This window comes from Paenibacillus sp. B01 (genome assembly GCF_009649995.1).
Lineage (GTDB): Bacteria > Bacillota > Bacilli > Paenibacillales > Paenibacillaceae > Paenibacillus_O > Paenibacillus_O pasadenensis.
Genome location: NZ_CP045802.1, coordinates 563,007 through 589,240, shown reverse-complemented (window position 1 = coordinate 589,240; position 26,234 = coordinate 563,007). Strand labels below are relative to the sequence as shown.

Below are 26,234 nucleotides of genomic sequence, written 5' to 3'. Positions count from 1 at the left end.
CATTCGCCTGTCCGTCTTTACCGTCGCCACCCCGGACCTGCAGCCGGAGGAGCTCGCCGCCTCGGCGGCCGCCGCCGGCCTGCAGGGCATCGAGTGGCGCTACGCCCGCACCTCCGACGAGGCGCGCCAGCAGGCTCCGTCGTATTGGGGCAACAACCTCGCCACCATCCCCGTGGACGCCTCGGAGGAGGAGCTGGCTCGCTACGAGCGGGCCGCCTCCGCCGCCGGACTGCGCAGCATCGGCATCGCTCCCTATCTGCGCTGCGGCGATCTCGACGCGGCCGAGCGCGTGCTGGCCGCCGCTCGTTCGCTCGGCGCGGACATGATCCGGCTCGGCCTGCACGGCTATGACCGCACGCGGCCGTTCGGCGAGCTGTACGAGGAGCAGCGCCGCTACTTGGCGGAGGCGGCCGTATTATGCCGCCGCTACGGCGTCAAGGGCGTCCTCGAGACCCACCACGGCACGATCGCGCCGAGCGCCTCGGCGGCCGCGCGCCTGCTGGAAGGACTTGATCCCGATGCCGTCGGCGTGCTGCTCGATCCCGGCAACATGGTCCACGAGGGCTTCGAGAACTACCGGATGGGCATGGAGCTGCTCGGGCCGCATCTGGCTCATGTGCACATGAAAAACGCCGCTTGGACCTCGACCGAGCGCGAGGACGGCAGCGTGCGGTGGACATGCGGCTGGGCGGGCATGCGCCGCGGCATCGTCGACTGGGCGCAGGTGACGGCGGATCTGGCCGCCGTAGGCTACGACGGCTGGATCGGCGTCGAGGACTTCAGCGGCGAGCACCGCTCGCCGGAGATGCTGCGGCAATTCGCCGCCTACATGCGCGAGCTGCTGCAGGAGAGCGCGGCCCGCTAGCCGAGCCGGACGCCTCTTGCGCGGGGAAAGGGGCGGCGCGGCTCTCGCGGCGCTCTGCGCCGTGCGAGATGCCGGGAGATGGACCGCTCTCGCTTAGGCGGGCGGCAAGAAAAACGGGACGAAGCCGTCATCGACGGCCTCGTCCCGTTTTTTTGGGGGGAAAAGGATTTCTTCGAACTCCCCGGCAACCGACGGCGGAGCTTCTCCGTGCCATATTTGCCACTGAGGAGAGCTATTCCTCGCCGGCCGAGCTACACCCGCGGCGGCTGCATGCCGAAGCCCGCCCAATCCTCCAGCACCGGTCCGTACAGATCGACCGGGCGCAAGCCGGCCTGGCGCATGAGCACGGACAGCTGGCCGCGATGATGCACTTCATGCTGGATCAGAATTCTCAGCGTGAGCGAATTGGACCACGGCTCCCCGTACATGTCATGCCGCGTCGCAAGATCGCCGTCCCTCCACTGCTCCCGCACCGCATCGGCGATGCTGCTCGCCGAGCGCTCGTACGCCGCGGCGATGTCCGCCGACGACGCCGGCACCTCCTCTTCCCGCCCCGGCTCCGCGAGCCGCAGCCCCGTGCGCGTCAGCATCTCGTACGGGCTGAACGCGATATGCCAGGCCAGCCGCCCCAGATTCCGTCCCTCTTCCCAAACGGGCTGCGTCAGAGAAGCGTCCGTCAGGGCTTGCAGCATCCGCAGCGTCCCCTTCGACTCCAACGTCCATTCCTCTACGAATTCATCAACGGTCTTGAACATTTCATTTCATCCTCCCGGAGATCGATTCCGGCCGCGCCTCCCTGCGAAGCAAAGAGATGCCGCTAGCCTCTCCGAGCATAACCCGCTTCCGCTGACAGCTGCCTGTCAGCGGCGGCCTGCTCCCGCTCGCCGGCAACGCCGTACAGGCGCGCGACCGCCTCCGCCTCGGCCCGGACGGCCTCGGCCAGCTCCGGCGGCGACAGCACGCGAGCGCCCGTGCCGAAGCCGAGCAGCCATGCGACCAGCCAAGGCTCGTCGGGCTGCCGCGACTCCACGAGCAGCGCGCCGCCCGGCCGCTCCTCCATCCGGATCACGCTGTCGAGCGTGCCGAAGTAATCTTCGGCACGGGTCCGCGATTGCCGTTCGAAGAGCACCGCGATGTCCTTCACGCGATGCCCTCCCTCCATGCCCGAGCCGAACCAGGCGAGCGACTCCTCGCCGCCTGGATCCTCCCGGCGCACGAACGTCTCTGCGCCCGCCTCCAGCTCGCGCGCCCGCGACAGGCGGAACAGCCTCCAATCCTGCCGCGTCCGGCAGAAGCCGTGCATATACCAGACGTAGCCCTTGAGCACGAGCCGGTACGGCTCGCAGCTGCGCTCCGTCCGCTGTCCGCCGGCATCCGTATAGGCGAAGCGGACGACGCGCCGCTCGCGGATCGCTTGCCGGAGCGTGGCGACCTTATCCTTTTCCCGCGCGCCGCCTCCCCACGGGTTGAAGTCGATGACCATCTCCTCGGACGCGCCGCCGATCCGCTCCCGGTCCGCGGAGGACAGCATCGCCCCGACCTTGTCGAGCAGCCGGGAGATGTCCCGGTCCTCGAGCGTGGAGGAGATGCCTTTGAGGGCGACGACGAGCGCCTGCAGCTCCTCCATCGTCAGAAACTGCCTCTCCAGCCGGTATCCCTCCATGATCTCGTAGCCACCGCCCTCTCCGGCGTACGAGACGATCGGAATGCCGGCCATGCTGAGCGTCTCCATGTCGCGATAGACGGTGCGCAGCGACACTTCAAAGCGCTCGGCCAGCTCCTTGGCGCCGATCCGCTTCCGCCCCAGCATGAGCATCGTAATCGCAAGCAGGCGGTCCAGCTTCATCGCGCCCATCCTCCCTCGTTTTCGTCCAGACTGAGTTCCTGCGGCTATCGTACCCTGCCCGGCCTCCGCCATCAAGGGCGCTATTGCGAAATAGAAGGAGGAACGAACTGGATCCGGATCTGCGAAGGACCCGTGCGCTCCAGCACCCGGTACCCGCCGGGAGCGGCCGTCGCCGTGCCCCCCGCGGCAGGCCGGCACCAGCCATCCGGCTCGCAGGTGCCGTCGTCGCGCACGAGCAGCTTGCCCATCAGGCCGACGGCGACCCATTCCGGCCGCATCCGCCTGGATTCGTAAAGGCGCGACGGATCCCAATCCGGGTTCAGCTTCGGCACCGTCCGGGTCGAAGCCGGCTGCAGCAGCCGGCCGTTTTCGTCCAAGCGCTCCGGCACCAGCAAGTCCTCATACAGGACCCGGCCCCACTCGTCGCGCAGATAAGCCCCTTGCCAGCGCAGCTCGGCCGCATCGCCGACGATCGCCGGCGAGCCGCTCACGATGCCGAGCACATAGGTGTCCGCGGCTTCCGCCTTGCGGATCTTCATCCCTGCCAGCGTCACAAAGCACCCCGGCTCGAGCGCCGCCCCGTCCGCCGTCTCGTACATCTCCGCGTAATCGGCTCCGCCGGTATTGTAGGTGCCGTCGATATACATGTTGCCCGTGCTGCCTTGAAGCACGGCGGCCAAGCCCGGCGCCGCCTCATTGGCGCCGTTGGCGACATGCCAGGAGTACGGGTAAAGCGTCGAGCCGTACTGGCCCATGATATGGGAGTTGTAATGCCCCGCCAGCACCGTCGTCGACTCGCCTTCCGCATGGGAACCGGAAGAGGCGGCTGTCGTATTCAGTCCTTCGGCATGGCTGGCAAAGGCGGACGCCGCCGTATTGACGCCTTCCGTATGCGAGCCGAATTGGCTCGACACCGTGTTGCTCCCTTCTGCATGCGAGGCGTATCCCTGCGCGGTGTTGTTGAAGCCTTCCGCATGGGAGTATTCGCCCGAAGCCGTCGCGCTGCCTCCTTCCGCATGGGACACGCCGCCGGTGGCCTGGCTGTAGTAGCCTTCCGCATGCGAATACAGGCCGGATGCCGTCGTATAGCCGCCCTCGGCATGGGCGACGACTCCGGTAGCGAGCGATTGGAAGCCCTCCGCATGCGAATAGCTTCCTTGCGACTGCGTCTGGTACCCTTCCGCATGCGAGTAGTTGCCCGCTGCGATCGAGCCGCCGCCCTCCGCATGGGAGGTCAGTCCGGTCGCCTGCGAGCCGTTGCCTTCCGCATGGGAGAAGTCTCCTTCCGCCTGCGTCGCCGTCCCCTCCGCATGAGACGCCTCGCCGATCGCCGCCGTGCCGTCGCCCTCGGCGTGCGAGGCGACTCCGGCCGCGTTGGTCAGGATGCCTTCCGCATGAGCCGCCGTATTGCCCGCCGTCGTCTCGAAGCCTTCCGCATGGGATGCCGAGCCGCCCGCCGTCGTCGTCGAGCCCTCCGCGTGGGAGCTGTCCGCCGCCGCTTCGGTCATGTAGCCCTCGGCATGCGAGGTCGCTCCAAGCGCCCGCGTCGCCTCCCCCTCGGCATGGGAAGACGCTCCGACCGCCGTCGTCAGACTGCCCTCCGCGTGCGCCGCATCCGCTTCCGCGATCGAGCGGAAGCCTTCCGCATGGGACGCCGAGCCGGCCGCGACCGTCGTCGAGCCTTCGGCATGAGCGCTGTCCGCCGTCGCTTCCGTCAAATAGCCCTCCGCATGGGAGCCCGTGCCGAAAGCCGCCGTCAAATGGCCCTCGGCATGCGAGGCGATGCCTGGAGCCGACGTGCCCGAGCCTTCGGAGTGCGAGGCTCCTCCGGATGCGCTCGTCTGGCTGCCTTCCGCATGCGACGCGTCCGAGCTCGCCGTCGTACGGAAGCCCTCCGCGTGCGAGGCGGAGCCTTGGGCGACCGTGCCCGAGCCTTCCGCGTGCGAGCTGTCGCCGATCGCCTCCGCGAGGTAGCCTTCCGCATGGCTGCCGCTCCCTTGGGCGAGCGTCTCGATTCCTTCCGCATGGGAAGCGAATCCGAGGCTGTTCGTCGCCGAGCCTTCCGCCGTGGAGCAGGGACCGGCCGCATTTCTCTGACAATCCATGATCCTTCCTCCCGTTCTATGAATCTCGTATTGGTCAAGCTTGTTCACTTTATTCATCCAATCGGATTTCGTCCGGGCGGCGCGGCAACGACCCATTGGAAAGAGGCTGGTCACTCGCGATGGGGAATGCTATGCTGGCACTATCCGTCCCACGAGGAGGCGAACGACATGCTCCCGGCAATCAGCGACCGGCAAGGGATGATCGAATTCTCGTACCGCTCGACCTACCCGGTCTTGCCGGATTTCCATTCCCATACCCATTATGAAATCTACTATTTTCATGAAGGCGACTGCACCTACCTGATCGGCAACCGGATCTACCGGCTGGAGCCGGGCGACATGCTGCTCATGTACGGGATGACGCTGCATCGGCCGAAGGTTTCCGGTCCTGCGCCGTACGTGCGCAGCTTCATCCACTTCGATCCCGAGCCGCTGCGAGCCGCCGAGCCGCCGTCCGCCCATACCGGCCTGCCCGGCTCGGTGCCGCTGCTGCAGCCGTTCGAGGAGCTCCGCAATTACCGGCTGCAGCTGCGGGGCGAGCTGCGGGCCGAGGCCGAGGAGCTGCTGCTGCGCATGCATCGGCATCAAGGGGAGGAAGGCGCGGTCGCCGCGCGGCGGCTGCGTCTGGCGTTCGAAGACCTGCTCTGCTTCGTCTACGAGCGCTGTCGCGAGCCGCTGCGCCTCGGGGCGGGCGGGGGAGGGCGCGGCTCCCGCGACAAGGAGGCGATCGCCCAGGAGGCGATGGATTACGTCGAGCGGCATCTGAGCGAGGAGCTGGAGCTCGGCGGCATCGCCAGCGAGCTCCATGTGAGCCGCTCCTACTTGTCGCGCACATTCAAGGAAGTGACCGGCGTGGCGCTGTTCGACTATATTTACCGGCAGCGCATCAACCAGGCGCGCATCCGCTTCCTGCTGGAGCCGGACGCCTCCGTCACCGACGTCGGCTATGCGGTCGGCTTCAAGCATCCCGCCCACTTCAGCCGCTTGTTCAAGCGCCTGATGGGCGTGTCGCCCGACCGGTATCGGCGGGGGATGTGACGGCTGTCGATTCGCGTCAGATATGATCACATAGACCTATTCTAAAATCAAGACTAACAGCCCATTTCTTTTTTAAGAAACGGGCGTTTTTTCGCTTTTATTTGAAAACGAGCAAGAAAATAAATCATTGTAGTAAAGCATCACCGCAATTATCGGGTAAAGTTTCAGCGTATAGACGCATAAAACACATCTGTTTTTCCCCAATTTCTGCTAGACAAGCCCAATTTGTCAGAGTATTCTTAGATTACTTTGTTGAAAGATGACAGAATTATCGACCGTCAATGTTATTTAAGCTGTCATCTCAACAACGCCCTCATCCTTTTACAGAAAGAAGGTCCTTGCTTGCACAATTCGAAACGCAAAGCCATCTCCAAGGCGCTGTCGGCCACGCTGACCGCAGCGCTCGTGTTGACGCCGTTCGCGTCGACCGCAGCAGCGGCCGAGCCGGCCGTGACGCCGGGCATCCTCGCCGGCAGCCTGTCCAAAGGCCTGCAGCCGCTCATCTCTCCTCGCCTCGACACGACCTCCTCCGAACGGATCAAGGTCATCGTCCAGCTCGACGGAGCTTCCATCTCCGAAGGCAAATACGCCGCGAAAATGGGCGTCAAGTCCCTGAGCGCCGAAGCGACCGAGGCCAGCATCAGCGGGCAGCAGTCCCGCTTCATCTCCCAGGCGCAGAAGCTCGGCATCTCCCTGGACGTTTCGTACCAGTTCGACACCGTGCTGAACGGCATGGAAATCGAGCTCCCGGCCAATCAGATTCCGAAGCTCGCCTCCCTCTCCGGCGTCAAGTCGGTCTATGAGAACCGGACCTTCTACTCCATTCCGGATACGAGCCCGACTCCGCTCGGCGCGGACCCGGCCGACTGCAAGTGCGACATCAGCCCGCTGACCCAGATCGGCGCTCCCGATGCCTGGGCCAAAGGCATCACCGGCAAAGGCATCAAGGTCGGCGTCATCGACACCGGCGTCGACTACCTGCATCCGGACCTGAAGGACGCCTATGCAGGCGGCCACGATTCCTATTTCAACGATGACGACCCGTACGAGGAAATCCCGGACGCCAAGAGCGGCAACACTGGCACCTCGCACGGCACACATGTGTCCGGCACGATTGCTTCCCGCGAAGCGAACGAGACCGAGTACTCGCAAAAAGGCGTCGCGTACGAGTCGGAGCTGCATGTGTACAAGGTGCTCGGCTTCAACTATGAGACGGGCCGCTCCTCCGGCTCCTCCGCGCAGGTCATCGACGGCATCGAGCATGCGGTCGAGGACGGCATGGACGTCATCAACCTGTCGCTCGGCTCCGACGATGCCAAGGACGCGTTCACGCCGGATGCGATCGCGCTCAACAACGCCGTGCTCGCCGGCGTCGTCGCAGTCGTAGCCAACGGCAACAACGCCGAGGATTCGGAGCAGCACTTCTATTCGATGGGCTCCCCGGCGTCGAGCCAGCTGTCCATCTCCGTCGGCGCGGCGACGAGCCCGAGCGCTACATACGGCGCGGAAGTGACGGCATCCGTCTACCGCAAGGACAGCCTGGAGACGGTGACCGGCTCCGTGTATGATCTTGACCTGCCGATCGTCTCCTGGATGATCAAGCACAACGACTTCGCATCCGATATCGGCACCGGACCTCAGGAAGCGATCTACGTGAATCTGGGCGCCGAAAAAGATTATAAAGACAAGGATGTCAAGGACAAGATCGTCCTCGTCTCCCGCGGCTCGACGACGTTTGTGGACAAGTTCCTCCAGGCCCGCAAGCATGGAGCCAAGGCGGTCGTCATTTTCAACGGCAAAGATGACTTGAAAGGCAATGCGGACCTGAGCGAATCGATTCCGGACCGCGACGGCGAGATCGGCAACTTCTACGGCGACGGCTTCACCGTTCCGGTGCTCGATCTGGACGGCAAGACCGGCCGCGCTCTGGCACGCTTCGCGACCGCGAGCGGCAACTCCAACGTTTGGTTCGACTTCGCCAAGTACACGTCCGAGCAGGACCCCGGCGACCGCATGGCGGGCTTCAGCTCGCGCGGACCGAACGCCGACGGCATCCTCGGCATCAAGCCGGACGTCGTCGCTCCGGGCGTCGCGGTCATGTCCACCTGGCCGGCCTACGGCAAGGGCATCCCGGGCGCGTCCTATGACGAAGCGTACAGCCGCAGCAGCGGCACGAGCATGGCGACGCCACACGTAGCCGGCCTGGCGGCTCTGCTGCAGCAGGCTCATCCGGAGTGGACGCCGTTCGACATCCGCGCGGCGCTGGCCAACACCGCCGATCCGATCTCCGACGAGGACGGCATCCGCTATGACGTCTATTCCCAAGGCGCAGGCCGCGTCAACGTCGCCAAGGCGCTGGAAACTCCGGCCCTGCTGCAGACCGTCGAGCAGCTGACGCTGTACGACGTGAACATGAATCCGGTGCCGACGACCAACTACGGCGACAACGCCAGCTTCGGCGTCATGGCCGCCGGCAGCGCGGAGAAGTCCATCACGCTGCAGCTCAACAACGTGTCGGACAAAGCTCTTACCTACACGGCTTCCTACGAGCTGCACACGAGCGTGACGTCCGATCCGGCAAACCCGATCGCCACGCCGGATACGAGCAAGATCCAAGTCTCCTTCGGCGGACTGACCGGCCAGACCGTGACGGCCAACGCCTACAGCAAGCAGCCGTTCAGCCTGAGCGTCAAGCCGGCAGCCGATGCGGAGGCGGGCGTCTACGAAGGCTCGGTCGTGCTGAAATCGGCCGGCCATCCGGATCTGCACATTCCGTTCGTCGTCCATGTCGGCGACAAGACGCCGGACACGGGCTACGGCATCCAGGACGTAGCGCTTACCTCGCGCCAGCTGTCTCCGAACGGCGACGGCGTGAATGACAGCATCGAGCTGAGCTTCCGCCTGGCTGCGGAAGGCATGAACTATTACGAGGTCGCCATCTCCGACATCAATGACGATACGATCGGCTATCTCAACGTCACGGACGCCACCGGCTCTGCCAAGGCGTTGGAGAAGAAGACGTACAAGCACAGCTTCAACGGCATCTATTCGCTCGATGCGGATTATGAGGACGTAGACGGAGCGCTCAAGGACGGCTCCTACGCGTTCACGATCGTCGCGGCGAAAATTGCAAACGGCAAAGTCGCCGCGCAAACGCTCGGCTACATTCCATTCTCCGTCGTAAACAGCAACTACAGCACCGGCGGCGGCGGCGGAGGCTTCCCAGGCCCGATCGTCGCTCCGTCCCCGACTCCGACTCCGGCGCCTGCGGCAGCCGGCGAGGCGCTGAAAGCCATCGCAGCCCAAGGGCTGGCGCAGACGACCGTGAAGAGCACGACCGCCTCGGAAAGCGCAGCGACCGTCACGACGGTCACCTACGCCGACCTGCAAGCGGCGATCGGCACCGGCAGCGTCAAGCTGGCGCTCGTCGTAAACGCGGCGGCCGAATCCGGCAAAGCATCCAAGCTGAGCCTGCCGGCCGATCAACTCCAGCTGCTCGGCACGGCTCCGGCCGGCAGCGCGCTTTACCTGAACACCGGCAAGGAATCGCTTGAGCTGCCTCTGTCCGTGCTCGCCTCCGTGCCGGCCGGCAGCGGACTGGAGCTGATCATCCGCTCCGCCGCGGATGAAGCGTCCAAGTTCTCCGGCGCGACCGTGCTCGGCACGCCAGTCGCCTTCGAGGCGAACGTCGTGAGCGCGAGCGGCTCCGTTCCGCTGAACGTTCCGTCCAAAACGTTCCTGAAGCGCAGCTTCACGCTGGACAAAGGCGTTTCCGCCGAAAAAGCGGGCGTGCTGTTCCTCGCGGGCGGCAAGCAAGCTCCGGCTCCAGCCGTATTCACGACGCACGAGGACGGCACGACGACCGTCGTCGTCAGCCGCCCTGGCTTCTCTACCTACGCTGCGGCAAGCGGCGGCGCGGCCTTCACCGACATCGCCGGCTCGTGGGCTCAGTCCCGCATCCAGTCGCTGTCCGACAAGCTGCTGCTGAACGGCACCGCTGCCGGAGCCTTCACGCCGAAAGCGAGCGTGACCCGCGCCGAATTCGCAGCGATGCTGACGCGCGGCCTCGGCCTCACGACGACGTCCAAAGCTCCGTTCACCGACCTCGCCTCCGGCGCCTGGTATACGGATGCCGTCAGCGCGGCCTATGCGGCCGGCCTGATCAACGGCTACGCCGACGGCACGTTCCGTCCGAACGGCATCATCAGCCGCCAGGAGCTGGCCGTCATGCTGGCCAAAGCGGCCGACCTGGCCGGAGCCAAGTCGGATAGCGGCAAGTTCACGACCTACAGCGACGCCGGCAAGTTCGGCGCGTTCGCCAAGGAAAGCATCGCTGCCGTCACGGCATCCGGACTGATGGAAGGCTCCGCAGGCGCCTTCGATCCGCTCGGCTCGACGACGCGCGAAGCGGCGGCGACCGTGCTGCACAAGCTGCTGAGCGGCGCCAAGCTGATCTAGCTTTCCCTCGCGGCCGGGAGGCGCTCCCCCGCTCTCCGGCCGCAGCTCCCGAAAGGCACCAGGATCCGACACTAGGTCCTGGTGCTTTTCTCTTTTATTCTCGTCTATGGTACTTCTTTCTCACTGATTCGACATTTATCTGATTATTCTGATCCTTAAGCGCCATTTCTTCCAAAGGAGGCAGGAGGCGCCCGTCATGCGGCGAATTCAAAGCAACCGCAAATCCATCCGGAAAGAAGGGAAATCATGGTCAAGAAAGGCTACAAAATCAACTTCATCGCGGCCGCGCTGGCGGCATCGCTGCTGCTGCCCGGCGGCACGTACGCTTCCCCAGCCGCAATCGCCGGCGAGCTGGCCGAATCCAGCTCCGCCACGGCCGCCTCGCAGGCGCTGCTTCAGAGCCGCCTGCAGCAAGGACTGGCGCCGTCCGGCTCCGCTCTCGCCCCGTCGCGCGCGCGGGGGCTCGCCACAGCCGACACGACGCCGGCGCTCATCTCGCCGAGCCTCGACACAAAATCCTCGGCGCGCGTCAAGGTCATCCTGCAGCTCGAAGGAGCCGCGGTCGCGGAAGCCGAGTTCGCCGCCCGCCAAGGGCTCGCGCCGGCCGCTGCGGTGACGCCCTCGGAGGTCGACGCCGAGCAGGAAGCGCTGCTCGCGGCCGCCCGCCAGCGCGGCCTGTCGCTGAAGGTCACCTATCGCTACGACACCGTGCTGAACGGCATGGAGGTCGAGCTGCCGGCGAACCAGATTCCTCTGCTCGCCCTGCTCCCCGGCGTCAAGTCGATCCATGAGAACCTGACGTACTCCGCCATTCCGGCGGAGACCGTCTCGCCGACGGCCCTCTCCTCCGAGTGCAAATGCGACATCGACCCGCTGAAGCAGCTCGGCGTGCCGGAAGCTTGGGCCGCAGGGCTGACGGGCCGCGGGCTCAAGGTCGGCGTCATCGACACCGGCGTCGACTACCTGCATCCCGATCTGGCCGGAGCGTACAAGGGCGGACACGACTCGTACTTCAACACCGACGACCCCTATGAGGAAATCCCGAACGCCGCCACCGGCAACCCGGGCACCTCGCACGGGACGCATGTCTCGGGCACGATCGTCGGCCGCGCGGCAGCGGACTCGGACGTCGTGCAAAAAGGCGTCGCCTACGAGGCCGAGCTGCACGCCTACAAGGTGCTCGGCTACAACGCCGAGACGGGCCGCTCGTCCGGCTCCTCGGCGCAGGTCATCGACGGCATCGAGCGCGCGGTGAAGGACGGCATGGACGTCATCAACCTGTCGCTCGGCGCCGACGAAGTCAAGGACCCGTTCTCCCCGGACGCGATCGCGGTCAACAATGCCGTGCTCGCCGGCGTCATCGCCGTCGTGGCGAACGGCAACGCCGCGGACGAGGGACGCTACTACTACTCGATGGGCTCGCCGGCGTCGAGCCAGCTGGCCATCTCCGTCGGCGCGGCGAGCAGCCCGAGCAGCCATTACGCGGCTACCGTCAGCGCGACCGTCTACAGCCACACCGTCACCGACGTCGCCTACGGCGGCCTCGACTATGGCCTGAACGCCATGGGCTGGCGCACCGGAGCGGAGGACTTCGCGTCGATCATCGGCACCGAGCCGGTCGAGGCGGTCTATGCCGGGCTCGGCGCGGAGAGCGACTACGAGGGACTCGACGCCGCCGGCAAGATCGTGCTCGTCTCGCGCGGCTCGCTCGCCTTCGTCGACAAGGCGGCCATCGCCAAGGAGCATGGCGCCAAGGCGCTGATCATCTTCAACGGGCTGAACGCCGGCGCGGCGGCCAACCTGAGCGAGTCGATCCCCGGACGCGACGGCTTCATCGGTCCGGTCGGCTTTTTCGGAGACAGCTTCCGCTATCTCCCGACGTTCGATATGGAAGGCGCCCCGGGCCGGGAGCTTGCCCGCATCGTGCTGGCGCATCCGGAGGCGGCGTTCACGCTGCAGTTCGGCGCCGACTACCCGCTCACGGTCGAGCCGGGCGACCGCATGGCGAGCTTCAGCTCGCGCGGGCCGGCCTCCGACGGCAAGCTCGGCATCAAGCCGGACGTCACCGCTCCGGGCGTGAACATCCTTTCGACCTGGCCGGCCTACGGCAAAGCAAATCCCGATGCCTCGTACGACGAGGCGTACAACCGCATCAGCGGCACGAGCATGGCTTCGCCGCATACGGCGGGCTTGGCGCTGCTGCTGCGCCAGCAGCATCCCGAGTGGACGCCGATGGACATCCGCGCCGCGCTCGCGAATACGGCGGATGCGATCTTTGACGAGACGGGCACGCTCTATGACGTCTACTCGCAGGGCGGAGGCCGCGCCAATATCGCCCAGGCGATCCGGACGCCGGCGGTGCTGCAGACGGTCGAGCCGCTCCAGCTGCTGGACGGCGATCTCCATCCGCTGGACGTGACGAACTTCGGCAGCAGCTACAGCTTCGGCGTCGTGCCGGCCGGAGCGGCTGCTCCGTCGGCTCAGCTGCGCGTCAAAAACACCTCCGGCTCCGCGGTGACGTACGCCGCCTCGGTCGAGCTGCACCCGTCCGTCACCTCCGACCCGGCGAATCCGATCGAGACGCCGGACGTGTCCAAGCTGACCGTCTCGCTGGACGGACTGTCCGGCGGCGGCGTGACCGCTCCGGCCGGAGGCACGGCAAGCTTTTCCCTGACCGCCTCCGTCGCGGACGATGCGGCCGAGGGCGCCTATGAAGGCTCCGTCGTGCTGACCGCTCCGGGACTGCCGACGCTGCGCCTGCCGTTCGCGCTGCATGTCGGCGACCGGCTGCCGGACAACGGCTTCGGCATCCAGGACCTGACGCTGTCCAGCCCGATCCTCTCGCCGGACGGCGACGGGGTGAACGATACGATCGACGCGAGCTTCACGCTCCACGCCGATGGCGTCAACCTCATCGATCTGGAAGTGTACGACGTGAACGACGATTACATCGGCATGCTGTTCCTCGCCGATGCGGGCATCGGAAGCTCCTTCCCTGCCGGCCGGTATACGGTGAGCGGCCTCGACGAGATGTATTATGACAGCTATGACGAGGACGGCCTGCCGATCTACAAGAAGCTGCCGGAAGGCACGTACACGCTCTACGTCGTCGCCACCGAGATCAACGCCAACAGGCAGCTTGTGAACCAGTACTTCACGACCAGGTCGATGGCCGTCGCCTACAACAAGACGGAGCTCGGCCTCGTCGCGAACGCCAAGGAGGCGTTCCAGGCCAACATCGTCAACACGACGGCCGTCGGCAAGCCGGTGCTGGAGCTGCCGGTCCGCCAAGGCGTCACGTACGCGGTGACGGGCAGCGACAAGCCGCAGCTGATCGCGGCGGACGGCGTGCTGGCCGCCCGTCCCAAGACGGACGACACCGTGACGCTGACCGTCACGATCGCCTCGGCCGCGGTGCCGACGATCCGCGACACCGTCCAGGTGCCGGTCGCGCTGAAGGGCGTGCCGGCCGAGCTCGGCGAGCGCGCCTTGAAAGGCGTGCTGCGCCCGTCCCAGACGAAGCTGCAGCTGAAGTCCTCCGTCTCCGCTGACGGTCTCGTCACCGTGACGGATGCCGACATTGCCGCCGCGCTCAAGGGCGCGAAAAAACCGCTCGCGCTCGTCGTCAGCGGCTCCTGGCTGGAGGACGGCGGAGCGGTCCGCCTGTCGCTGAGCGCCTCGCAGGCGACGGCGCTCGCCAAAGCTCCGCTCGGCAGCTCGATCGCGCTGAACGCAGGCCGGGCCGCCGCCGAGCTGCCGCTGTACCTGCTCGCCTCGCTGCCCAAGGGCGCGGGCGCCGAGCTCGCCATCCGCGACGCAGCCGATCAGGCCGCGGCATTCGCGGCGGCTCGCCCGGGCACGACGCTGCTCGGGTCGCCGGTGGCGTTCGAGCTCGGCTCGGTCGCCAGCGCCGGAGCGGCGCCGAAGCCGCTGCCGATTCCGGCTAGCGCGTTCGTGCGGCATGCGTTCGTGCTGGACGCCGGCAGCGACGCCTCCAAGGCCGGCGCGCTGTACCGGTACGGCAGCCAGGCGCTGCCGGCTCCGTCGACGTTCGCGGCCAACGCAGACGGGACGACGACCGTCACCGTCTCGCATCCCGGCTATGCCGTCTACACGGCCGCCAAGCGGACGGCCGCCTTCACCGACATCGGCGGCTCGCCGTACAAGGCAAGCATCCAGCGGCTGGCCGACAAGCTGCTGATCGACGGCACGTCAGAGACGAAGTTCTCGCCCAAGACGCGCCTGACGCTCGCCCAGTTCGACGACCTGATCAGCCGCGCATTCGGCTTGCCTCCTGTGGACGGCGACACGTTCACCGGGTCCGTCTCAGCGAACGGCGCCGGAGCGGCGTTCTCGCCGCTGAACGCGGACGCCCGGGCGATCGCCTCCGGCTCCGGCCTGCTCGGCGGCGGAGCCGCGTCCGCCGGTTCCAGCCTCGGCGGGTTGGCCGGCAAGTGGTACACGAGCGTGCCGATCATCAGCCGCGAGGCGGCCGCCGGCGTAATCGATCAGCTTCTGGCCGCCGCGAAGCTGATCTGACCGCCGGCGCTCGGAGCGCCTGCGCCTGCGCGGCAACGTCTTATCACCTGGAATGAATAAAGGAAGCGCCCTGCCGGTCGGCAGGGCGCTTTTCCGCGTCTTGGAGGATACGCGCGCAGCGGATGAATCCAGGTCCGTTTCTTCCCCTCGTTTCTAGGCCGCCGCTTCCCGCCTGCAACATTTATCGTTAAGTTGGGAATATTTTCGCTTGAGCCATCGTTCTGCATCGCCTACTATAGATAAGTTGCCCTATTATAAGTAAAGAAACGGAGAGATGACTTCAAGTGGAGCAACCGCACCCGACCCCCTCAGCCAAACCCGGCCTCCGCCGAGGCCTTAAAACGCGGCATATGACGATGATCTCGCTCGGCGGCTCGATCGGCACCGGGCTGTTCCTCGCCAGCGGCGGCGCGATCCATAGCGCCGGACCCGGCGGAGCGCTGCTCGCCTACGGCCTCATCGGCCTCATGGTGTACTTCCTCATGACGAGCCTGGGCGAAATGGCGACGCATATGCCGGTGTCCGGCACGTTCAGCACCTATGCGAGCCGCTTCGTCGAGCCGAGCTTCGGCTTCGCCATCGGCTGGAACTACTGGTACAACTGGGCGATCACGCTCGCCGCAGAGCTGGCCGCAGCGACGCTCATCCTGAAATACTGGCTGCCCGGCAGCAGCTCGCTGCTCTGGTCCGCGCTGTTCCTCGCCCTGCTCGTCGGCCTGAACCTGCTGTCGGTGCGAGCCTACGGCGAGTCCGAGTTTTGGTTCGCGATGATCAAGATCGTCACCGTCATCGTCTTCATCGCCGTCGGCCTGCTCATGGTCGTCGGCATCTGGCGCGGCGACGGCATGGGCGACACCGGCATGGGCGGCACCGGCTTCGCCAACCTGACCGACAACCCGTTCCCGATGGGCATGCTGGCCGTGCTCGGCGTCTTCATGGCCGCGGGCTTCTCGTTCCAGGGAACCGAGCTCGTCGGCGTCGCCGCCGGCGAGAGCGAGGACCCGAAGCGCAGCGTGCCGCGCGCGATCCGCACGATCTTCTGGCGCATCCTGCTGTTCTACATGCTGGCGATCCTCGTCATCGGCCTGCTCATTCCCTACACGACGGAGGAGCTGGCGAGCAGCGACATCTCGCAGAGCCCGTTCACGATCGTCTTCGAAAAAGCCGGCCTCAGCATCGCGGCGTCCGTCATGAACGCCGTCATCCTGACCTCGGTGCTCTCCGCCGGCAACTCCGGCCTCTACGCCAGCACGCGCATGCTTTATACGCTCGCCAAAGAAGGCAAGGCTCCGCGCTGGCTCGCCGGCGTGAACGGACGCGGCGTGCCGGTGCCGGCGCTGCTCGTGACGGGCGCGTTCGGCCTGCTCGCCTTCCTCGCCTCGTTCTTCGGGGACGGCGTCGTCTACGTCTGGCTGCTGAACGCCTCCGGCATGACCGGCTTCATCGTGTGGATGGGCATCGCGATCAGCCACTACCGGTTCCGCCGCGCCTGGTCGGCTCAGGGCCGCTCGCTGGACGAGCTGACCTACCGCGCAAAGTGGTTCCCGCTCGGTCCGCTGCTGGCGATGGGGCTGTGCGCCGTCGTCATCGGCGGCCAGTTCGTCGGCGGCCTCTCGGACGGCCGGGTCGACTGGGCGTACATCGTCGCCTCCTACTTCGGCCTGCCGCTGTTCCTCGCCATCTGGCTCGGCCACAAGTGGAAGCATCGCACGAAGCTGCGCCCGCTGCAGGAGTGCCGGCTGGACCCGGAGGAGTAGCCGCTTTCGCCGGCGCTGCTTGCTAGCATGCGGCGTCGGCGGTCGAGGAGCGTGCGCCCGGACTGGCTCGCCACTGCCTTTCCCGTGCTGCCTCAACCGACAGACTCGCCTCAAGAGGCAAAAAGCGTCCCATCCGCTTCGCAAGCGGATGGGACGCTTTCTATAGGCTTCTTCAGCGTTCTCGCGCTGTCCCGGTCGGATGCCAGTCCCGTTCCAAGGAAGGGTTTGCTCCGCTCAACAGCTGGATTCTTCTCGCCAGCGCTGCCGGGTTGCCTGCAACCCGACTTTTTCGGCTTGCAGCCCTCGAACCGCACTCATGTTCGCCTGCAACCCGACTTTTTCGGCTTGCAGCCCTCGAACCGCGATCACGTTCGCCTGCAACCCGACTTTTTCGGCTTGCAGCCCTCAAACCGCGATCACGTTCGCCTGCAACCCGACTTTTTCGGCTTGCAGCCTCGCAGAATGCTCCAGCCCTCGCCCCCGCCTCAGCGGTTGTCGATCTTCTCCGGGTACAGGTCCAGGTTCATCATGCGGTACTCCGCCATCTGCTCGTACTTCGTGCCCGGGCGGCCCCAGTTGCAGTACGGGTCGATGGAGATGCCGCCGCGCGGCGTGAACTTGCCCCACACCTCGATGAACTTCGGCTGCATGAGCGCGATCAGGTCGTTCATGATGATGTTCATGCAGTCCTCGTGGAAGTCCCCGTGGTTGCGGAAGCTGAACAGATACAGCTTAAGCGACTTGCTCTCGACCATCAGCTCGTCCGGGATGTAGGCGATGGTGATCGTCGCGAAGTCCGGCTGGCCCGTCATCGGGCACAGGCTCGTGAATTCCGGGCAGTTGAACTTGACGCGGTAATCGCGCCCCGGATGCTTGTTGACGAAGCTCTCCAGCACCTGCGGCGCGTACGTCATCGGATACTGCGTCCCCTGGTTGCCGAGCAGCGTGACGCCGCTCAGCTCCTCTTTGCTTCTTCCTTGCTCGATCTCGCTCATTCGTTCCTTCTCCTTTGTCGTCGAAAATAATCCTGCGCCCCGCGCCGCGAGAAGGCCCATCTCGGGCATTCCCTCCCGCTCGCCGCCACCCTCGGCACAGCCGTTCTGCCGCATTGTGGAAGCCGGGCCTTTGCCCCTATAATGAAGGGAACTATGTCCGCAAGGAGCGCGTCCCATGAAAATCCGATTCGCCGCCGCCGCGGCTCTTGCCGTCATCGTGCTGTGCGTCGTCGTCTTCACGATGCCGCCGGCCGAATCCTACCAGGACCCCGATACATTCTGGCATATCGAGGTCGGAGGCCAGGTGCTGGACACCGGCCAAGTCCCGCACACCGCCATCCATACGTTCTGGGGCGACGACAAGCTGCCCTACGTCCCGCATGAGATCGGCTTCCAGGTCGTCATCGCCTGGCTGTACCGCGCCTTCGGCTGGGCCGGCACCTACCTGCTGACCGCCTCCTGCCTGCTGCTGCTGGCGCTCGGCCTCTACCGCATGATGCTCGTCTCGCGGCGCGAGCTCGGCCTGGACTCGCGCGGCCGCGAGGCGATTTTGACGTTGCTGCTGCTGCCGGTGCTGTGGGGCATCTACGACATCTATTTCACGACGAGGCCGCAGATGATCTCGGCGTTCCTCATCGTCTGGTTCTTCGTGTTCCTGCGCGAGTTCCAGCTGCGGCCGGCCGCCCGCTACATGGTGCTGCTGCCGCTGCTGTCGCTGCTGATCGCGAACTTCCACTCCGGCGTCTGGCCCGTCATCGTCGTGTTCCTGGGGATGGCGCTGCTGGAGGCGCTCGTGACGCGCCGGCTGCTCCGCCGCCGCGTCGGCTGGCGCTGGCTCGTCGTCGCTCTGTCCGTGCTCGGTGTCGGCTTCCTAAATCCCGGCGGAGCGAAGAGCATCCTGTTCATCCTCACCGTCACGCAGGACAACTTCAACCTGCTCATCAACGAGTGGAAGGCGATCCAGTTCAACAGCATGGGCAACCTGACCGCGACGCTCATGCTGCTGTCGTTCGTCGCGCTGCTGCCATTCAGCGTGAAAAGACGGTTTTTCCGCTTCGAGTTCATGCTCGGCATCTTTTTCCTCGGCGTGTCGAACTACAAGTACCACCTGTTCCTGTGGCTGTTCGTCCTGTACTTCGCCGCCGTCGTCATCGAGGACGTGCCGGGACTGCGCCGCTTCCGCCTGCGCGTCGGGATCGCTCCGCTGGCCGCCGGGCTCGCCGTCGGGCTGGCGGTGAACGCCGTGTACAACTTCCAGCATGTGCCGTTGCCCAATTCGTTCAAGTACCCGGTCAAGGAGATGGACTACATCCTCTCCGACTTCGAAGGCCCGGGACGGCCGAAGGTCATGACGCTGTACGGCTCGTCCGGCTATGTCATGTTCCGCGGCGGCGACGTGCTCTCGGACGGGCGGCAGGATCCGTTCATCACGGACGATACCAAGACCGTGTTCGGCTGGACCGCGTTCGAGCAGTCGATGCACGGCTTCCCCGTCTACGTGACCGATCTGGCCAAGGCCAACGATCCCGACTACATCATCGTCACCCGCAAGAACGGCTCCAGCGTGTTCTACCGCACCTGGGTCAAGGACTATGGCTCGCCCGTCAAGTCGGGCGACTTCGGCTACGTGTTCCGAGTGTCGGACAAAGAGGAGCCTTCCGCTTAGCGGGAGGCTTTTTGCCGCGCCGCGGGCGGCAGCGCGCCGGGTTCCCTCGTTCCCTCGATTCAAGGCACTCTCGACTCCCTCGGCGTGCCGATTCGCCTCGTCCTCGCGATTCAAGGCACTCTCGACTCCCTCGTTGCGCCGATTCGCCTGGTTCCCGCGATTCAAGGCACTCTCGACTCCCTCGTCGTGCCGATTCGCCTCGTTCCCTCCGTTCAAGGCACTCTCAACTCCCTCAGCGCGTCGGTTCGCCTCGTCCTCTCGATTCAAGGTACTCTCGACTCCCTCAGCGCGCCGATTCGCCTGGTTCCCTCGATTCAAGGCACTCTCGACTCCCTCGGCGTGCCGATTCGCCTCGTTCCCTCGATTCAAGGCACTCTCGACTCCCTCGCCTTGCCGATTCGCCTCGTTCCCGCGATTCAAGGCACTCTCGACTCCCTCAGCGCGCCGATTCGCCTCGTCCTCGCGATTCAAGGCACTCTCGACTCCCTCAGCGCGCCGGAGCCGTCTCACACGCCGCGCTTGTTGCCCCACAGCCAGGCGTGGAGCTGAGGCAGCACGCGTACGTGCCGCCAGTCCGGGTCGGCCATGACGGCATCGACCAGACGCTCGTAGCGCGCCGCCAGATGCTCGCGCAGCGCGGCCGGGTCCGGCTCGTCGAGCCGGTCGTTGCCCGCCTGGAGGAACATCGACACCGCCGGAAAGCGGCGATGGACCTCCTTGGCGTAGGCAAGGTCGCTTCCTTGGCGGCTCGCTCCATCCGCCTGGACTGCCAGCCTTGCTCCGCCTGTCTCGCTCGCTGCGCTTGTCCCGGCTGCCGATCCCGCCTCGCTCGCCGGCTCCTCCATGACGACGACCTTCAGGCTCGGCGACCGGCCCGCCGCTGCGAGCCGCTCCACGATCTCGCCCAGCCGCGCCCAGTCGGTCGCCATGCCCGAGCTTGGCGGCTTCGGCGACAGCGTCAGCTCGTCGACGTCCAGGAACCAGTCCTGCCAGCGGCTGCCCTGCGTCTCGAGCGCGACGATCGTGCCGCCGCTCCGCAGCAGCGCGATCAGCCCGCCGAGCTGCGGCAGCAGCGCCGGGTTGCCGCCCGAGAGCGTGACATGCCCCGGCCATTCGCCGCCGGACAGCGCCTTCAGCTCCTCGAGCACGTCCTCCGGCTCCAGCCAGCGGATGTCGTCCTTGGCGCTGCCGTCCCAGGCGAACGCCGAGTCGCACCAGGAGCAGCTGTAGTCGCAGCCGGCGGTGCGGACGAAGCAGGTTTTGACGCCGATCACCATGCCCTCGCCCTGCACCGTCGGGCCGAACGTCTCCAGCACGGGGATGCGGGTGCGCCGCTCAGCCATGAGCGGCCTCCGGGCGATAGATCACATAGCTCGACGGCGTCTCCCGCAGGAACACCTGCAGGCAGCGCGCGCCGTTGCCGCGGCGGTCGAGCTCCTCCTGCACGAGCTGCCAGACGGTGCGGGCGACGACCTCCGTCGTCGGGAACCGCTCCGGGTCCAGCGCCGAATCGGCAATCGCCGCACTGCCTTGCCAAGCCTCACCCGCCGCCTTGCCGTGCCGGACCGCGCCAGACGCGGCTCCTTGCTCAGCCGTCGCTTCCACAGCTGCAGCCCGCTCGGCCCAAGCGCCTCGCGCCGCCGCCTTGCCTTGCCCCATCGCCGCCTCCGCCTTGCCGTGCCGCATCGCTTCCGCCGCCTGGCTGCCTTGCATCACCGCTTCCGCCGCCTCGCCTCCATTCGGCAGCCGCGCCGGACCGCCGAACAGCTCGTCCTCGTTGAGCAGCCGATGGTCGAACCGGTCCTGCACCAGCTTCTTGATCTCCGAGAAGTTCACGAGGAAGCCGCACTCGTCCAGCCGGTCGCCGCCGACGGTGACGTTGCAATAGTAGGTGTGCCCGTGCACGCGGCTGCAGCGGCCCGCCGCCTCGGCCGGAATGTAATGCGCCGCCGCGAAATGAAACTCCTTGTTCAGCTCGTAGCGGAACGGATGCGCGGGCGCCGGATAGATCGCATGCATCATCCTCGCGCCGCCTCCTTCGCTCCGCGCCGAGCCATGTACTTGTCCAGTCCCGCGCGCCGCAGCTTGCAGGCCGGGCATTCTCCGCAGCCGTCGGCCGGGATGCCGTTGTAGCAGGTGAGCGTACGCTCCCGTACGAACTCGAACGCGCCGAGCCGGTCGGCCAGCTCCCAGGTCTGCTCCTTGTCGAGCCACATGAGCGGCGTCTCGATGACGAACGTCTCGTCCATCGCCAGGTTCAGCGAGACGTTCAGCGACTGGATGAACACGTTGCGGCAGTCGGGATACCCGCTGAAATCCGTCTCGCAGACGCCGGTGACGATCGTCTTGGCGCCGACGCCTTGCGCAAGCACCGCCGCGAACGACAGGAACAGCAGGTTGCGGCCCGGCACGAACGTATTCGGCAACCCGCCCTCCTCCGCGGCTTCCGCCACGGCGACGTCGCTGCGCGTCAGCGAGCTCGGCGCGAGCTGCCCGAGCAGGCTCATGTCCAGCACATGGTGCCGGACGCCAAGCTCCGCGGCGATGGACGCCGCGCACTCCAGCTCCAGCGCATGGCGCTGCCCGTAGCGAAACGTCACCGCCTCCACTTCCTCATACCTTTGCAGCGCCCAAAACAGGCAGGTCGTGCTGTCCTGGCCTCCGCTGAACACGACGACCGCCTTGCCTTTCCGCTTATCGAGGGAGCCTCCCTCAAGCCTGTCCACCATCATTAACCTTCTCCTCTCCTGACCGACCGAACCGGCAGAGAGAGCCAAGCGATTCTCCAATTCCTTCTTCCGCGCGCGGACAAAGAAAACGGCGGGCAGCCCGCCCCTCGCCTCGCGAGGAACGGCTGTCCGCCGAACGCAAAACACACGGATCCCCGGCGGAATCGTGTGCTTGTAGTTTTTTATAGAGGGAGTTCGCGAACCTCTCCCGGCACTTCCGGCCCCATAGGGCCGCGCCGGACTTTACTCTTCGGTTGTCCCCACCAGCATAGCACAGCGCGCGGCCGCTGGCTACCGTCCTGCCCGCACGGGAGCGGGAGCGCCCCGACCCACGCTCCGCTGCCCGTCCGCTTCTCCTCCCGACCCGCCTTCGCTCCCCGTCCGCCGCTCCCTCACGCTTCGCTCCCCCTCTCTCCGCTCCCTCTCCTCGTCCACTTCGCTTCTCATCCGTCTCTCCACGCCCGCCTCCATATCCGCCCCACGCCCCGCCCCACGCTCCGCGTCCCTCCCGCTTCTCCCCGCCCGCAAAGCCCCTGCCGCGTACCGCCCTCGCGCCCGCCCCGCTCCACGCCCGTCCTCCCGGTATGCTATAATGAGCGGCATTCGAGCATAGCGCGGAAGCCCGCGCGAAAGGAGGACCCGCCGATGAAGGCGATGAAGGCGCGCAGCTTCTACCGAACGTACGTCAAGAACAACCTGTTCTCGAAGCTGCTCGCGACGCTCTCGGCCATCTCAGTGCTGACGATCGTGACGCTGGCCTACCTGCTGTACGCCTTCATGGCGGAGTCCGTGCGCAGCGACATCCTCGCCAACCAGCGCCGCGCGATGGAAGCGGTGTCCGCCCGCCTGCAGGCGAGCAGCGACAGCGTGCAGCGCATCGTCGCGGACATTTACCAGGACCAGGCGCTCAGCCAAAACGTCACCTATCTGCTGTCCCATCCGTTCGCCGACTACTTCCGCTACCGCATCGACCGCTATGCGGACGAGCCGCGCGCCGGCTATGGCAACGCCATCACGTACTTCGAGCGCCGGCTCGCGGCCGACAGCTCGATCCGCCAGCTCATGCTGTACAGCTCCGTCGAGCAGTACCTGTATGCGTGGAAAGCCGGCGGAAGCCCGCAGCTGCGCGAGCTGAACTCCGCGCTATCGTTCATCCCCGACGCGATGGCGCTCGAGCTGCCGACGATCTCCGCGCCCAATCCGTGGGTCGCGCGCGAGCTCGGCCTCGACGCCGACCGGCTCTACGCGGTGCGGGCGGCCGTCAACAATCCCGGCACCTTGCAAAAAACCGGCCAGCTGCTCGTCCACTTCAGCTCGGACAGCCTCGTCTCCGCCCTCCGTCCCTATCTCGACGAGCTCAAGGGCTACGTGCTCGTGCTGACGCCGCAAGGCCAGGTGCTGTTCGACTCGTCCGGCCGCTATTACGGCTCCATCTACCCGTACGCCTCGCGCATCAGCACGCTCGACTCCGCGGCGGCGCTCGACCGGCCGTCGCAGGTGGCGGTGCTGAGCGACAGCCTGGCCGGCTACTCGGTCGTCGGCGTCGTGCCGGACGCGCAGCTGGAGGCGGCGTCCGCCGGCCTCCGGCGGACGGTGATGCTGCTGAGCGGGATCGGCATCCTGCTCGCCGTCGTGCTGCCGGGCATCGCCGTGGCGAGCGTGGCGCGCCGCACGGGCAGCCTCGTGCGCCTCATGCGGCGCGTCGAGTCCGGCGACTTCGCCGGCCGCATCCAGGACGAGCGCGGCGACGAGCTCGGGCAGATCGGCCAGGGCTTCAATCGCATGCTCGACCAGCTGAACCGCCAGATCGAGCAGGAGTACAAGGCCGAGCTGCGGCAGCGCAGCACCGAGCTGTCCGCGATCCAGGCGCGCATCAACCCTCATTTCCTGTCCAATACGCTCGAGGTCATCCGCATGCGGGCGGTGTCGCGCGGTGCGGACGACGTCGCGGAGATGATCTACAGCCTGTCCGTGCTGTTCCGCAGCATGGTCGGCAGCCGCAGCCTCGTGCCGCTGCGCGAGGAGCTGGAGCTCGGCCGGCGCTACCTGGAGCTGTTCCGCATCCGCTACAAGGACCGGTTCGCCTACTCCATCCGCATGGACGACAGCCTGACCGGACGCCCCGTCGTGAAGCTCTCGCTGCAGCCCGTCATGGAAAATTACATCGTGCACGGCCTCGACACCGAGCGGGACGACAACCACTTCGACATCTCCGCCGCGCGGGGAGAAGGCGCGCGCATCGTCGTCACGCTGCGCGACAACGGCCGCGGCATGGCGCCGGAGGCGCTGGAAGCGCTGCGCCAGCGGCTGCAGCGGCCTCCGCAAGGCCAGGACGAGGGCGGCAGCTTCGGCCTGCAGAGCATCCGCGACCGGCTGCGGCTCGTCTACGGCCCGAACGCCGCCGGACTCGACATCGACAGCGCGCCTGGGGCCGGCACGACGGTGACGCTCTGGTTCCCGGACGGCAGCGACAGCGGGTCCGGCGAGCCCGGGGGAGCCGAGGAACGCTAGGCCCTCCCTCTCCGGGACGTCGGCCGCCGCTTTTGCCGCCCCTCCCTTCGGAAGCCGGCCCCAGCCCTGGCCTTTCCGCCCCGCCTCGCGTTCCCAACTTGTTTCGAAGGAGGAATTTCCTATGTACCGAGTGCTGCTCGTCGACGACGAGCCGTTCATCGTCGAAGGCTTGCAGGACGCGCTCGACTGGTCGTCGTTCGAGCTCGAGGTGGCGGGCACGGCAGGCAGCGGACGCGCCGCGCTGGAGCTGCTGAGGAGCCGTCCCGTCGACCTGCTCGTGACGGACATCACGATGCCCGGCATGAGCGGGCTGGAGCTGATCCGCGAGGCGCGCCGGCTGCTGCCGGAGCTGAAGGTCATCATTCTGAGCGGCTACAACGAGTTCGACTACCTCAAGGAAGGCATGTCGCTCGGCATCGAGAACTACCTGCTCAAGCCGGTCAACTTCCAGGAGCTGCGCTCGACGCTCTCCGCCGCCGTCGCCAAGCTCAGCGCCGCGCCGCCCGGGACGGCCGCCCTCTCCCCCGAGGAAAAGGGCATCCTGCGCGACCGCATCCTGTTCCGCTGGATGCGCGGCGACATCGACCCGGTCGAGCTCGGCCAGCGCGCCGAGCTGCTCGGCCTGCGCCTCGGCCGGCCGTGGCTGTGCGCCGCGGCGGCCCGCCACTCGGCGAGCGGCGGCGCGCAGGCCCGCCGGCTCGTCGACGAGGCGCTCGGCGAGCGGGACGCGCCGCTGCGCTTCTCCGACCTCGACGGCGACGAGGTGCTGCTGTTCCTCGCGGACAGCGCCGTTGCAGCGCGGCGGCAGGCGCGCGAGGCGCTGGAGCGGCTCGCGGCGGCCGACGCGGCGCGTAGTCGCGGCGATGCGGACGCAGACTCCGCGGCGCCAGGCGAAGCGGCCATTTCCGCGCCGGTCCGCTTTTCGCTCGGCACCGCCGAGCGGATCGGCGAGCTCGAGCAGCGCAGCTACGCCTTCGCCAAAAAAGCGCAGGACTACCATCTGCTGCACAGCGGCAGCCCGATCCTCGACGCGGCCGAGCTGCCGCCGTCGCCGGGAGCGTCCGACCAGCCGCTCGAGATCGGCGGAGACGACTACTCGCGCTGGCTGCTCGCCCGCGATACGGAGGCTCTTTTCGCCCGCATCGACGCCGACTTCCTGGCGCTGCAGCAGCGCGAGGGCGCGACGCCCGAGCTGCTCCAGAGCGCGGCAATCGAGCTCGTCGTCGCCTTCCGGCTCGAGCTGCGCGACATGAAGGGCGGCGAGCAGTCGCAGGAGGTGCTGTTCCAGTTCAAGAAGACGCTCGACCGGATCAGCCGCGCCTCGGCGCTGGCCGAGCTGACCGATGCGGTCAAGGCCTCCGCGCATTTCACGATGAAGCTGCTGCAGCGGAGCGACCGCGTCCCGATCGTCAGCCAGGTCGTCCAGCATGTGGCGGAGCGCTATGCCGAGCCGCTGTCGCTCAAGACGCTCGGCGCCATCTACCATATCCATCCCGCGTACCTCGGCCAGCTGTTCGCCAAGGAGACCGGAGCCGGCTTCACCGACTACCTCAACCGCTACCGTATCGAGCGGGCCAAGGAGCGGCTCAAGGCGACGGACGACAAGGTCGCCGACATCTCGCAGGAGGTCGGCTATGTCGAGACCGGCTACTTCTACAAGCAGTTCAAAAAATACGTGGGCATCTCGCCCAACGAATACCGGGAGCTGCGCTGAACCGAATCGGC

The 26,234-nt window shown here is 66.6% G+C and carries 16 protein-coding genes and 1 riboswitch; of the genes, 9 read left to right on the top strand and 7 right to left on the bottom strand.

What is annotated here, in order from left to right; genetic code table 11:
• Position 1: 1 nt before the first annotated feature.
• Positions 2–865 (top strand): sugar phosphate isomerase/epimerase family protein, encoded by an 864-nt coding sequence (locus GE073_RS02545; protein WP_028597975.1) that lies wholly within the window; start codon positions 2–4, stop codon positions 863–865.
• A 251-nt stretch (positions 866–1,116) separates the two neighbouring features.
• On the opposite strand, the gene GE073_RS02540 is transcribed toward GE073_RS02545, so the two are convergent.
• From GE073_RS02540 to GE073_RS02530, 3 genes are all read right to left on the bottom strand, one after another.
• The gene (locus GE073_RS02540) at positions 1,117–1,620 is read right to left on the bottom strand and encodes a DinB family protein (RefSeq protein WP_028597976.1); all 504 of its coding nucleotides are present in this window, start codon (positions 1,618–1,620) and stop codon (positions 1,117–1,119) included.
• Between the two features lie 62 nt (positions 1,621–1,682).
• Positions 1,683–2,711 (bottom strand): helix-turn-helix transcriptional regulator, encoded by a 1,029-nt coding sequence (locus GE073_RS02535; RefSeq protein WP_228551239.1) that lies wholly within the window; start codon positions 2,709–2,711, stop codon positions 1,683–1,685.
• A gap of 80 nt (positions 2,712–2,791) precedes the next feature.
• On the bottom strand, positions 2,792–4,816 hold the full coding sequence (locus GE073_RS02530) for a peptidase G2 autoproteolytic cleavage domain-containing protein (RefSeq protein WP_153782712.1): 2,025 nt from the start codon (positions 4,814–4,816) through the stop codon (positions 2,792–2,794).
• Between the two features lie 168 nt (positions 4,817–4,984).
• Here GE073_RS02530 and GE073_RS02525 point away from each other — a divergent pair, with 168 nt between their 5' ends.
• The 4 genes from GE073_RS02525 to GE073_RS02510 all read left to right on the top strand — a co-directional run bounded on the left by GE073_RS02525 (position 4,985) and on the right by GE073_RS02510 (position 16,608).
• On the top strand, positions 4,985–5,854 hold the full coding sequence (locus GE073_RS02525; protein WP_028597978.1) for an AraC family transcriptional regulator: 870 nt from the start codon (positions 4,985–4,987) through the stop codon (positions 5,852–5,854).
• 342 nt (positions 5,855–6,196) lie between these two features.
• Entirely contained in the window at positions 6,197–10,312 is a 4,116-nt protein-coding gene (locus GE073_RS25910; RefSeq protein ID WP_323744185.1) for a S8 family serine peptidase, read from the top strand.
• A 246-nt stretch (positions 10,313–10,558) separates the two neighbouring features.
• Positions 10,559–14,851, top strand: a complete 4,293-nt coding sequence (locus GE073_RS02515; protein WP_153782711.1) for a S8 family serine peptidase — start codon at positions 10,559–10,561, stop codon at positions 14,849–14,851.
• Positions 14,852–15,201: 350 nt separating this feature from the next.
• Entirely contained in the window at positions 15,202–16,608 is a 1,407-nt protein-coding gene (locus GE073_RS02510) for an amino acid permease (protein ID WP_084136781.1), read from the top strand.
• 485 nt (positions 16,609–17,093) lie between these two features.
• Here GE073_RS02510 and queF read toward each other — a convergent pair whose 3' ends face one another.
• Entirely contained in the window at positions 17,094–17,603 is a 510-nt protein-coding gene (queF, locus tag GE073_RS02505; protein ID WP_153782710.1) for a preQ(1) synthase, read from the bottom strand.
• A 175-nt stretch (positions 17,604–17,778) separates the two neighbouring features.
• Here queF and GE073_RS02500 point away from each other — a divergent pair, with 175 nt between their 5' ends.
• Together GE073_RS02500 and GE073_RS02495 are read left to right on the top strand one after the other, a co-directional pair.
• Positions 17,779–19,269 (top strand): hypothetical protein, encoded by a 1,491-nt coding sequence (locus GE073_RS02500; RefSeq protein ID WP_153782709.1) that lies wholly within the window; start codon positions 17,779–17,781, stop codon positions 19,267–19,269.
• A gap of 84 nt (positions 19,270–19,353) precedes the next feature.
• Positions 19,354–19,818, top strand: coding sequence for a hypothetical protein (locus tag GE073_RS02495; RefSeq protein ID WP_153782708.1), 465 nt, complete (start codon positions 19,354–19,356; stop codon positions 19,816–19,818).
• Here GE073_RS02495 and queE read toward each other — a convergent pair.
• From queE to queC, 3 genes are read right to left on the bottom strand one after another with little or no spacing between them, the layout of a single operon-like run.
• Positions 19,776–20,612, bottom strand: a complete 837-nt coding sequence (gene queE / locus GE073_RS02490; protein ID WP_153782707.1) for a 7-carboxy-7-deazaguanine synthase QueE — start codon at positions 20,610–20,612, stop codon at positions 19,776–19,778. The two genes, GE073_RS02495 and queE, sit on opposite strands and share 43 nt — an antisense overlap.
• The gene (locus GE073_RS02485) at positions 20,605–21,291 is read right to left on the bottom strand and encodes a 6-carboxytetrahydropterin synthase (protein WP_153782706.1); all 687 of its coding nucleotides are present in this window, start codon (positions 21,289–21,291) and stop codon (positions 20,605–20,607) included. Before GE073_RS02485 ends, queE begins: the two co-directional genes overlap by 8 nt.
• Positions 21,288–21,998 (bottom strand): 7-cyano-7-deazaguanine synthase QueC, encoded by a 711-nt coding sequence (queC, locus tag GE073_RS02480; RefSeq protein WP_153784642.1) that lies wholly within the window; start codon positions 21,996–21,998, stop codon positions 21,288–21,290. Before queC ends, GE073_RS02485 begins: the two co-directional genes overlap by 4 nt.
• Before the next feature lie 168 nt (positions 21,999–22,166).
• Positions 22,167–22,210, bottom strand: a riboswitch (PreQ1 riboswitch).
• A gap of 433 nt (positions 22,211–22,643) precedes the next feature.
• On the opposite strand from queC, the gene GE073_RS02475 reads away from it, so the two are divergent.
• Together GE073_RS02475 and GE073_RS02470 are read left to right on the top strand one after the other, a co-directional pair.
• Entirely contained in the window at positions 22,644–24,509 is a 1,866-nt protein-coding gene (locus GE073_RS02475; protein WP_228551238.1) for a sensor histidine kinase, read from the top strand.
• 121 nt (positions 24,510–24,630) lie between these two features.
• Positions 24,631–26,223 carry a response regulator transcription factor gene (locus GE073_RS02470; RefSeq protein ID WP_153782705.1) on the top strand — a complete coding sequence of 531 codons (1,593 nt, stop codon included), beginning with the start codon at positions 24,631–24,633 and terminating at the stop codon, positions 26,221–26,223.
• The last annotated feature ends 11 nt before the right edge of the window (positions 26,224–26,234 follow it).